A 9,590-nucleotide genomic window follows, 5' to 3' on the forward strand; every position below is an offset into this window, starting at 1 on the left:
CCTTCGCCGAGCCGTTCGGGATGCACACCGAGACCGTCGACACCCCCGACGCGCTCGTCCCCGCCCTGGAGCGCGCGCTCAAGGCGGTGGCGGAGGGCACCACCGCCGTCGTCGACGTCCTCGTCACCCGCTGAACAGGAGGCACCAGCCACCATGACCGACCCCTCTGCCCCCGAACCGGGCAAGCCCCTGGTCCCCGCCGAGGACCTGCTGGAATTCACCGCGGCCCTCCTGGAGAAGGGAGGCCTCGGCGCCGAGGACGCCCGCACCACGGCCGACGTCTTCCTGTGGGCCGCACAGCGCGGAGTCGACTCGCACGGCACCGCACGCGTCCCGGCCTACCTCGATCTGCTGGCCAAGGGTGTGGCGAACACCCGGCCGGAGATCACGGTCCGGTCCACGACACCGGCGGCGGCGATCCTCGACGCCGACCGCGCGCCGGGCCCGGTGGCCCTCACCCGGGCGGCCGGAGAAGCGGTGGACCGGGCCAGGACGTACGGCATCGCCACCGTCGCAGTGCGCCGCACCGTGCACACCGGTGCCATCGGCTACTACGTGTCCCGGATCGCCGAACAGGGCCTGATCGGCATCGGGTTCGTCTCCGGGATGCCCAACATGGGCTACACCGGGGTGAAGGGCGCGGCGGTGGCGACCAGCCCGCTGGCCATCGCCGTACCTGCCGCGACCCACGCCCCGCTGCTCCTCGACATGGCGACCGCCACCATCGCGCTGGGCAGGATCCGCCAGGCGAAGGCCAACGGCACCCCGCTGCCGGAAGGCGCCGCGGCCACCGAGGACGGTACGCCGACGACCGACCCGGACCAGGCGGTCATGCCGCTGCCGCTCGGCGGAGCCAAGGGCTCGGGGATGTCGCTCGCCTTCGAGCTGCTCACCAGCGTGCTGGTCGGGGCACCCATCTTCGCGTCGTTCCACTCGGACGACCCGCAGGGGCGCAAGCACCGCCAGAACGCCCTGCTGATCGCGGTGGACCCGGCCGCGTTCGGCGGCGCCGACGCGTTCACCGAGGCGGTGGACACCACGCTGGGCACGCTCAAGGGCCTTCCGGTGGCGGACGGAGCCTCGGGCGTGTTCTACCCGGGTGAGCGCTCGGCGGCCCTGTCGGCGGAGCGCGGCCGTGCGGGGATACCGGTGGCGCCGAAGGTGTGGCGTGAGCTCCTCGCGAGGGCCGACGCGTTCGGCGTCGTACCGCCGAGGCCCGTCGGCGACCCCGGCTGACCCGCGCGGTGCGCGGTGCGCGACCCGGCGTGCGGGCCGGTTCGTGCACCGCGCACGGGCGCGCGCGGCCCGGGACGGGACAGGCACGCCAGGCGCCGGGCGAGCGGCGCGCCGGGTGCCCCGAAGCCGTTCCGCCCCCGAGGGCGACAAGGCGGTGCGGCATCCCGGCACGGGACCCGCGACTGCTCCGCCTGCCGCCCCCCGGCACCGCGGGGGCCGGGGGGCGGCCTGCGGTGGCCCTGACCGCCCCCGGGCGGTCAGATCTCCTTGAGCAGGGCGTCGGTGGTGAGGACACGGGCGCACCGGCCTGCGGCGTAGCGCAGCGCCATGTCGTGGTCCTCCCGGGAGAAGTCGGCCACCGCGTCGGCGACGACGAACGCCTGGACGTCCCGCATCCACGCGTCGGCGGCGCTCATCAGGACACCGATGTGCGCGTAGACCCCGGTGACCACCAGCTGGTCGCGGCCCGACTCGCGGAGTACGTCCTCCAGCCGGGTGCGCACGAAGGCGCTGTACTTCCACTTGGTCAGGACGATGTCCCCGTCGGCGGGCGCGACCACCGGGGGCACGGCCAGGGCCTCGGGGTCGTCCGCCACCCCGGGGCCCCAGAAGTCGAGCTGGAGGCCGCGCTCCTCGGCGCTCTGGCCGCCCTTCTGGGCCGAGTAGACCACCGGGACACCGGCTCGGCGGCACTGCCCGATGATGCGGGTGGTGTTGTCGAGCATCCCGGTCAGCGGCTGCTCACCGGCCGGATAGGCGCCGAGGAAGTGGTTCTGCAGATCGTGGACGAGGAGCACGGAGCGTGCCGGGTCCACGGCCCAGTCGACGCGGTTGGCCGGCAGTTCGGCTCCGGTCGGCAGGGCGTAGGGAGCGATGGTGGGAAGTGCCATGGGGGAGAGGGCCTTTCGATGCCGTGCGGAGCGGGTTCAGGGCTGGAGCGGGGTGGAGCCGCCGGAGGGGGCGTCGGAACGCAGACCCTTCTTGCTGACCTTGCCGATTCCGGTCTGGGGGAAGGAGTCGACGAACTCGACGAGGTCGGGGACCTTGTAGGCGGCGACACCGCGCTCGCGGACCAGCCGGCGGACGGCGGGCGCCTTCAGCGGCTCGGCGCCCTCGCGCAGGATGACGTAGGCCAGAGAGCGTTCGCCGAGGTACTCGTCGGCGACGCCCACCAGGGAGACGTCATGCACGGACGGGTGGGCGAGGATGATGTTCTCGATCTCCTCGGGCGCGATCTTCTCACCGCCCCGGTTGATCTGGTCCTTGGCGCGGCCCTCGACGACGAGGTGACCGGACGGGGTGCGGCGCACGATGTCGCCGGTGCGGTAGAAACCGTCGGACGTGAAGGCCCGGGCGTTGTGTCCGGGGGCGCGCCAGTAGCCGCGGATGGTGTACGGACCCCGTGTCAGCAGATGGCCGTAGGCGCCGTCCGGGACCTCTTCGTCCGCGTCGTCGACGACGCGGATCTCGTCGTCCGGGGAGATCGGCAGTCCCTGGGTGGTGACGACCGTCTCCTGGTCGTCGTCCAGGCGCGTGTAGTTGACGAGCCCCTCGGCCATGCCGAAGACCTGCATCAGCCGGCAGCCCAGGGCGGGCTCCAGACGCCGGGCCGCGACCTCGCTGTACTTGGCGCCGCCGACGAGGACCAGACCGAGGCTGGAGAGGTCGTGCTCGGTCTCCGAGGCGGCCTGGGTCCAGAGCAGGGCGAGCGGCGGCACCATACCCGTCATGGTGACGCGCTCGGCGGCCACGAGGGGGAAGGCCGTCGCCGGATCGGGACGGGGGCAGAGCACGACCGTGCCGCCGGCGTACAGCGTGCCCAGCCAGCCCGGCGAGCTCATCGGGAAGTTGTGCGCCGCGGGCAGGACGACCAGGTACCGGGTGTCCGCGTCGACGCCGCAGATCTCGTCGGACCCGCGCAGCGAGTAGATGTAGTCGTCGTGCGTACGGGGGATGAGCTTGGGCACGCCCGTCGTCCCGCCCGACAGCTGGAGGAACGCCAGGTCGTCCGGGGCAGGGCCCTCGGGCAGGCCGTCAGGCTCGCACGGCACCTCGGACAGCGGGGTGTGCTCGCCCGGCTCTCCGACGACGAACACGTGGCGCAGCGTGGGGGTGCCCGCCTTGACCTTCGAGGCGAGGTCGCGGTGGTCGAAACCGGCGTGCCTGTCGGGGATCACGTAGGCGACGGCCTCGGTGAACGAGCAGAAGTACGCGATCTCCGTCTCGCGGTGCGCGGGCAGCGCGTACACCGGCAGGGCGCCGATGCGGAACAGCGCGAAGGCGACCTCGACGAACTCGCCGACGTTGGGCAACTGGAGGACGACCCGGTCGCCCTTGGCCATGCCGCGCGCGGCGAACCCGGCGGCCAGCCGGGCCGAGCGCTCCTCCAGGTCACGATAGGTCCACACCCGGCGTTCGGGGGCGGGGTCCACGACCGCGATCCGGTCCGGGTGGGCGGCGGCGCGCTCGGCGAGCACGGAGCCGAAGGTCTCGCCGCGCCAGTACCCGGCCGCGCGGTAGCGCTCGGCGAACTCGGCGGGCCAGGTGGGTGCGTCGGCCTCCGGGGCGTCGGTGCCGGGCGTCGGGGTGAGGGTCACAGGGTCGCTCCCACAGCGTTGAGGAAGGTACGGAACTCGGCGCCGGCCTCCGCGGTCTCGGCGTCGGGTGAGGGCCGGGCCACCACACCGGCACCGGCGGACAGCACGTGCCCCGCGTCAGGCCCGGGCAAGGTGATCAGGGGGTCCTCGTGCAGGGCGGGCGCCCGGCGGACGGACCGCGGGACCGGCAGTGCGGGCGCGCCGTCGGGTGCGAAGGGGAGCGCGCCGACGCCCAGGGGCGCGGGGTCGCCCGTGCGCCGTCGTGCGTCGAGGAGCTCACGCACGCGCAGGGCCACCGGGCGGGTGCCGTGCGGCACCTCGGCGGTGGTCCCGCTGCCGAGGAAGGTGCGGCGCCGGGGTCGTGGAGGGCGCTCACGGGACCCGGGACTTCCGGATGCCGTCGCGCACGGAGCCGGCTGCCCGCACACCGTCCAGGGCGGCGCCGGGGAGGAAGGAACGAGCTGGGCGCCATGGCCTGAAATCTCCGTGTGCGTCGCGTGTCGATGGCTGTTCCGGCTCGGCGTCCCGGCGGATCGCCGGAGGAGGCAACGTACATGACGCCGTTTCAGGGCATGACGAAGTCCGGGTGCCCGCCAGAACCGGGCTTTGGGGATTAGGTTAGGCTACCCTTATGCGGTTTGCGCAAGGGGGGTGCCGGGAGCAGCCGAATCCCGCCCGTGCGAAAGACGGCCGGCGGGAGGGCGGTTGATTCCACGGGCGGGCATGGGCGTCCGCTGCGGGCGGTCGGCCGCGATCCGTCGGCCGGGTGGGCCTGGGTGCGTACGCGGTGCGGCGAGTGCCCCTGTGCGGGACCACGGCCGAGGCCGGCGGCCAAGGGGCCCGGCCCTCCTGGAACGGCCGGACGGCCCGCTGTCGGCGCCCCGCGCGGCCGCTGCCCGGAGCCCGGTCTTCGCCGAAGCGGTGGCCCGAGCCGCGCCGGCGCCGTCGGGCGGGGGGCGTGCGCGGGGGCGTCATCGAGTGCGGCGGGGAAGGTCCGGCTCCGGTCGGCCTCGGGCGGCCCCGCGGGCATCCGGCTCTGGGTGGCCCCACAGGCGCCCCGCCTCGGGCGGCCCTGCGGGCATCCGGCCTCAGGCGGACAGGGTGTCCAGGAAAGCGGCCAGCTTGTCCCTGGTCCGTCCGATCTGCTCCTCCACGGTCAGTGACTCCTCGAAACGCCGGCCGGACGCCGGCAGCTTCTTGCCGCGTACGTAGAGGGAGCAGTCGAGGTCGGTGCAGATGTATATCCCCACCGAATTGCCGTCCCGGCCCGCCTGTCCCCGTTTGCGGGCGGTCATCAGCGAGACCCCGTTGCCCGGGTGGGTGGTCAGACAGACCGAGCACATGCTGCGGTGCAGGAAGCCCCGCGACTGCGACGGGAAGCGCAGGGTGATGCCCACGAGCTCTCCGCGCCGTTCCGTGACGATGTAGCTCCTGTCCGGTGCCGAGAGGTCCCGCCACCCCAGGAAGTCGAGATCGTCCCAGGGCAGCTCCTCCATGTCCCGGGGGAGGGGCAGGCGCTTCGCCTCCCCCTTCGAACAATTGACGAACGATGTGCGGATGTCCTGCTCACTGAGGGCTCTCATGGGCACGAGGCTAAAACTGCCTACACACCTTAGGCAAATGATTAAGAGCTGTAGGGAGTGTGGGGCGGCGGGGTCAGCCGGCCGCGATGGGCAGGTGGTGCGCCGGGGGATGCGCGATGCCGAGATCAGGCCGCCAGACGGCCAGGATCTGGGCGGAGGGGTCGAAGAGGGCGCCGGGCAGGGACTCGGCCCCGCTCCACCGCCAGGTGCTCACCAGATGCGGTTCGGTCACCTCGGGGACACCGGACTCCACCGTGACCAGCGCCCCCATGGTGATGCGGTTGATCCCCGCGACCACGTCGTGCAGCATCGCGAAGACCGTCACCGCGCTCTCCGGGACGTCCAGCCCGGTCTCCTCGCGCAGCTCGCGCGCCGCGGCGGCGGCGACCGACTCGTGCGTCGGGTCGACCTTGCCGCCGGGCAGTTCCCAGGTGCCGTCCCGGTGCCTGCCGAGCAGGATCCGCCCCTGCCCGTCCTGGACCACCACCCCCACCCCGAACGCGGCTTGGGCGAGCGGCGGGCGGGTGTTGCGGGTGAGGGAATCCCCGTTGCCGGTGGTCATGTGCGGCTTCTCCCAGGGTCGGCAGGTGGCGTGCGCGGTGGTCATCCTCACACGACCAGGTGGAGCGAAGTGTCCGATATCCCCACCCGGACGCTCTGGCCCCACGTCAGTTCCAGGGCGTCGGACTCCATCCCGTCGCCGAAGACCACCATCCGGTCCGATTCCACGGTGAGCGCCAGGCTCTCCGCCCGCCCGAGTTCGCCCGCGGTCAGCGAGGTGCCGGTCGCCGGCGAGGGCCACGCCTCGCGGACGAACCAGAGCAGCCGGGGATCGGAGGGGGCGGGCAGCCGCAGGGCGCTGCCGCGTTCCAGCCACAGGGAGCGCAGCCAGCCGGTGGCGCCCGTGCCGCTCCCGACCAGGACACCGGAGGAGGCCTGGGGCTCCCCGTCCGGAACCGCGCCGGTGCCGCCGATGCGGTAGCGGACGGTGCCGTGGCCGGGGGGCGCGAGACAGATCTCGTTCAGGGCGAGCAGCCGCTCGGTGTCGTCGGCGACGGCCTCGACCATGGTGAGCGCCTCCGTCCGCCCGCCCGGCGCGGTGGCCGCCCGGCACAGCGCCGCCGTGTCCCGGGGCCGGTGGCGTACGAGGACGCCGGGGTTGCGGCCCGGGTCGGTGTCGATGCCCACCACCGGCCGGCCGGCCAGGTACTTGGCCGCGTTGGCGACCAGGCCGTCCTGGCCCACGGCCACGACCACGTCCTCGGGGCCGAAGAGGAAGCGGTCCAGGTCCGCCCGCTCCACCCGGGTCCGCCGCCACTGCAACGGAACCGCGGCGGCCACCTCGGTGAGGGCCCGCTGATGGCGGTGGTGCCGCGCGGCCACCTCCTCGATGGACCGGCCGCGGCTGGAGAGGAAGAACGCGGCCTGCCCGTGCGTCCCGTGCCGGGCCAGCAGTTCCTCGTACTCGGTGGTCCGGTGGACGAGCACCGCGCGCGGGGCCAGGCTCACGCCGCCGCCCGGGGCTTGCCGAGCGTGGCGAGCAGGCCGGTGAGGACGTCGGGCGAGAGGGTGAGGCTGTCGATGCGGGGCAGGTTCTCCGCCAGCCGGTTCGCCGCCAGGGCGTGCAGGGTGCCCGCGTCCACCTCGGCGTGCGCGCGCAGCCAGGCGGCCTGGGCCTCGGCACGGGCCGCTCCGGTGTCCCGGGCGGCCTCCGCCTCCGCGCGCGCCAGGCGCACCGTACGGGCGGCCTCGGCCTCCGCGCGGATGCCGTCGGCCACGGACTTCTCCTCGGCCTCGCGGCGGGCGTTGGTGCCGCGCTGGTCGACCAGTTGTTCCTCCCGGCGGGCCAGTTCGATCTGGCTGGCGAGCTCGTTCTCGGCGATCGCGCGCTCACGCTCGACCGCGACGGCCCGGCGTTCGTAGGTGGCCCGGTCGGCCTCCTGCTGGATCTGTTCCCTGGCCGGGGTGCGCAGGGCGCGCTCCACCTCCGCCTCGGGGCGGATCGCGACGACGCGGACGGTCACCACCTCGATCCCGGTGGCGGGCAGCCGCGGTTCGGCTGCCAGCCCGGTGGCGACACCGGCGCGCACCGAGGTGACGCCGTCCGTCAGGGCGGCGGCCAGCGGCGTGCGGGCCAGTACGTCCAGGGTGTGCTGCTGCGCCGTCTCGGTGAGGAGGGTGGCGATCTGCTCCAGTGGGGCACCGCGCCAGACGCCGGTGTCGGGGTCCACCGAGAAGTCGAGACGGGCGGCTGCCTGGGCCGGGTCGCTGATGCGGTAGGTGACCGTGGCCTGCACGGTGACGTCCTGGAAGTCGGCCGTTCGCGCGTGGAAGGCCATGGCCAGCTCGCGGTCGTTCACCGGGACCTCGGAGAGCGCGGCGGACAGGGACCGGTACCAGAAGCTGAGCCCGGGTCCGTCGTGGGTGAGCCGGCCGCGCCGGTGGTGGCGGATGTGGGCGGTGGGTGCGGAGCGCAGATGGCGCCAGCCGAAGCGCCGGGTGATGTCGGCCATGTCGGCCCCCTCTTTCTCGTCGCTATGACGATAACGGGGCGTCCGGCATATCGTCAAGTGGACGAAAAGGGGGAGCGGGAAAGTAGCAGGCCGGTGGTGTATAAGAGACAGGGGCGCGGGCGGGGAGGCCGGGAGGCCGAGTGCGGGCAGGACCGCGCACTCGATGAAGCGGACGAGGAAGCCCTCGCCCGAGTGGCGCCCCAGCAGCAGTGGCCTGGCCCGCATGATGCCGAGCAGCTGCGCGGCGACATACGGGGCGGCGGGGTTGTCCGGGGCGACCTCGCCGCGCTCGACCGCGCGCCGGACCATGGCGTCGATGGCCGCGACCGAGGGTGCGATCAGCGTCTCGCGCATCGCGCTCAGCAGTTCGGGGCTCTGCAGCGCGGCGTGGGTGAGGGCGTTCATGAGGGCGGTGTCGCGGTCGGTGCCGTCGAAGGTCGCCGCGACCGCGAACAGGTCACCGCGGAGGCTGCCGGTGTCGATGGTGGAGAGCTGCGTCCTGCTCGTGCCGTGGAGCGCGGCCATCACCAGCTCCGGCTTCGACCCCCACTGGCGGTACAGGGTGGACTTGCCGCACCGGGTGCGGGCGGCGACACCCTCCATCGTCAGTGAGGCGTAGCCGCTCTCCCGGAGCAGGTCCAGGACGGCCGTGTAGAGCTCCTGCGCCCGCTCCGGCGTGATCTTCGACCGGCGGGACGCGGGGGCTGACTCCTGGGCGGAACCGGGCGACGACATCTGCCTGCCTCTCTGGGATCTGGCTCGACGGCCTTCGATACGCCAGTGTACCGATACGCGCGTGTACCGATACGGGAACGTATCGGTACACTGGCGTATCGATGTGGCATGAACCGACCATGCCCACGTCGTCACAGCGTTTCGTCAGCAAAGGGGCACGGGGTGATGCACACCCGCAACGGGCCCGCGGACCGGGACCCGGACGGCTTCGCCCGGCCGCCCCTCCTCCGCGAGCTCCTTCTGGTCGCGGGACTCTTCCTCGTGTACAAACTCGGCCGGCAGGCCGCGAACGGCCACGTCGAGGAAGCCTTCCGTAACGCGGGACACGTCTGGGACCTCGAACGCGCCCTGCACCTGCCGGGTGAGGGTGTGGTCCAGGGCGCCCTGCTGCACAGCCCCACGCTGGTCCAGGCGGCCAACACCTACTACGCGACCGTGCACTTCCCGGCCACGCTGCTCTTCCTGGTCTGGCTGTACCGGCACCGTCCGCGCCACTACGTGTGGTCCCGCCGCGTCCTGGCCGTCCTCACCGGCGCCGCGCTCGCCCTGCACCTGCTCTTCCCGCTCGCACCGCCCCGGATGCTGCCCGTCGCGGGCCTCGTCGACACCGGCCACGTCTACGGCCCGTCGGTGTACGGGGACACGCCCGCCACCGACTCCATGGCGAACCAGTTCGCCGCGATGCCCTCACTGCACTTCGGCTGGGCGCTCGCGGTCGCCGTCGGCCTCGTCGTCGCGACCCGCTCCCGGTGGCGACTGCTGTGGCTGCTGCACCCGCTCGTCACCCTGCTCGTCATCGTGGGCACGGCCAACCACTACTGGCTCGACGCCATCGTCGTCACCGCGCTGATCGTGGTCGCGTACGCCGGACTCCGGCTGCCGGGGCACGCACCCGCCCGGCGGCCCCTTTCCCGGCCGGCCGTGGT

General features: G+C 73.4%; 9 protein-coding genes and 1 pseudogene. 2 read left to right on the forward strand and 8 right to left on the reverse strand.

Annotated elements, in window-relative coordinates; all coding sequences use genetic code 11:
* Positions 1-153 precede the first annotated feature (153 nt).
* On the forward strand, positions 154-1,236 hold the full coding sequence (locus IH13_RS0113990) for an Ldh family oxidoreductase (protein WP_031084324.1): 1,083 nt from the start codon (positions 154-156) through the stop codon (positions 1,234-1,236).
* A gap of 257 nt (positions 1,237-1,493) precedes the next feature.
* Here IH13_RS0113990 and IH13_RS0113995 read toward each other — a convergent pair whose 3' ends face one another.
* From IH13_RS0113995 to IH13_RS40800, 8 genes and pseudogenes are all read right to left on the reverse strand, one after another.
* Positions 1,494-2,126, reverse strand: a complete 633-nt coding sequence (locus tag IH13_RS0113995; protein ID WP_031084326.1) for an isochorismatase family protein — start codon at positions 2,124-2,126, stop codon at positions 1,494-1,496.
* A gap of 36 nt (positions 2,127-2,162) precedes the next feature.
* Entirely contained in the window at positions 2,163-3,833 is a 1,671-nt protein-coding gene (locus tag IH13_RS0114000) for a (2,3-dihydroxybenzoyl)adenylate synthase (RefSeq protein ID WP_031084328.1), read from the reverse strand.
* Positions 3,830-4,150: a hypothetical protein gene (locus IH13_RS0114005; RefSeq protein ID WP_031084330.1), complete on the reverse strand. Its 321-nt coding sequence runs from the start codon at positions 4,148-4,150 to the stop codon at positions 3,830-3,832. The genes IH13_RS0114000 and IH13_RS0114005 overlap by 4 nt, the downstream gene beginning before the upstream one ends.
* A gap of 771 nt (positions 4,151-4,921) precedes the next feature.
* Positions 4,922-5,416 (reverse strand): FBP domain-containing protein, encoded by a 495-nt coding sequence (locus IH13_RS0114010; protein ID WP_031084332.1) that lies wholly within the window; start codon positions 5,414-5,416, stop codon positions 4,922-4,924.
* Positions 5,417-5,489: 73 nt separating this feature from the next.
* Positions 5,490-5,978 carry a nucleotide triphosphate diphosphatase NUDT15 gene (locus tag IH13_RS0114015; protein ID WP_031084334.1) on the reverse strand — a complete coding sequence of 163 codons (489 nt, stop codon included), beginning with the start codon at positions 5,976-5,978 and terminating at the stop codon, positions 5,490-5,492.
* Positions 5,979-6,025: 47 nt separating this feature from the next.
* Positions 6,026-6,925 (reverse strand): NAD(+)/NADH kinase, encoded by a 900-nt coding sequence (locus IH13_RS0114020; protein WP_031084336.1) that lies wholly within the window; start codon positions 6,923-6,925, stop codon positions 6,026-6,028.
* The gene (locus IH13_RS0114025) at positions 6,922-7,929 is read right to left on the reverse strand and encodes an SPFH domain-containing protein (protein ID WP_031084337.1); all 1,008 of its coding nucleotides are present in this window, start codon (positions 7,927-7,929) and stop codon (positions 6,922-6,924) included. The genes IH13_RS0114020 and IH13_RS0114025 overlap by 4 nt, the downstream gene beginning before the upstream one ends.
* A gap of 117 nt (positions 7,930-8,046) precedes the next feature.
* A pseudogene (locus tag IH13_RS40800) lies at positions 8,047-8,664 on the reverse strand (TetR/AcrR family transcriptional regulator); the annotation flags it as partial.
* A gap of 165 nt (positions 8,665-8,829) precedes the next feature.
* Here IH13_RS40800 and IH13_RS0114030 point away from each other — a divergent pair.
* A partial coding sequence (locus tag IH13_RS0114030) for a phosphatase PAP2 family protein (protein ID WP_037841323.1) occupies positions 8,830-9,590 on the forward strand: 761 nt, incomplete at its 3' end.

The organism is Streptomyces sp. NRRL WC-3549 (genome assembly GCF_000721935.1).
Classification (GTDB): domain Bacteria; phylum Actinomycetota; class Actinomycetes; order Streptomycetales; family Streptomycetaceae; genus Streptomyces.

Bases quoted from the DNA above. Each gene is read 5' to 3' on its own strand.
- IH13_RS0113990 (WP_031084324.1), top strand. From the start codon at position 154: ATGACCGACCCCTCTGCCCCCGAACCGGGCAAGCCCCTGGTCCCCGCC.
- IH13_RS0113995 (WP_031084326.1), bottom strand. From the start codon at position 2,126: ATGGCACTTCCCACCATCGCTCCCTACGCCCTGCCGACCGGAGCCGAA.
- IH13_RS0114010 (WP_031084332.1), bottom strand. From the start codon at position 5,416: ATGAGAGCCCTCAGTGAGCAGGACATCCGCACATCGTTCGTCAATTGT.
- IH13_RS0114015 (WP_031084334.1), bottom strand. From the start codon at position 5,978: ATGACCACCGGCAACGGGGATTCCCTCACCCGCAACACCCGCCCGCCG.
- IH13_RS0114025 (WP_031084337.1), bottom strand. From the start codon at position 7,929: ATGGCCGACATCACCCGGCGCTTCGGCTGGCGCCATCTGCGCTCCGCA.